Source organism: Citrobacter sp. Cu233 (assembly GCF_030332225.1).
Lineage (GTDB): Bacteria > Pseudomonadota > Gammaproteobacteria > Enterobacterales > Enterobacteriaceae > Citrobacter.
This window is the reverse complement of record NZ_JAOWIF010000008.1, coordinates 1-305: the sequence shown is the minus strand read 5'-3', so window position 1 is coordinate 305 and position 305 is coordinate 1. Positions and strand designations below refer to the sequence as shown.

Genomic DNA, 305 nt, shown 5'->3' with positions numbered 1-305 from the left:
TTTGGAGCGGGAAACGAGACTCGAACTCGCGACCCCGACCTTGGCAAGGTCGTGCTCTACCAACTGAGCTATTCCCGCTTAATCTTCGTCTTTCGAACCGCTACTGCGTTGGCTGCCTTCATTCGCCTAAGTCACTTACTTCAGTAAGCTCCTAAGGACTCATTCAGTTGCCGCCTTGTCGCAATTCGAAATCCTGCGATTGGGTGGTGCGTATCTTGCGATACTTTTCAAATTTTGGAGCGGGAAACGAGACTCGAACTCGCGACCCCGACCTTGGCAAGGTCGTGCTCTACCAACTGAGCTAT

Annotated in this window: 1 tRNA gene; it reads right to left on the bottom strand. The window is 52.1% G+C overall.

The annotated features are described in order from the left end of the window. Window positions 1-2: 2 nt before the first annotated feature. A tRNA-Gly gene (locus OGX95_RS00030) sits at window positions 3-78 on the bottom strand. Between the last annotated feature and the right edge of the window lie 227 nt (window positions 79-305).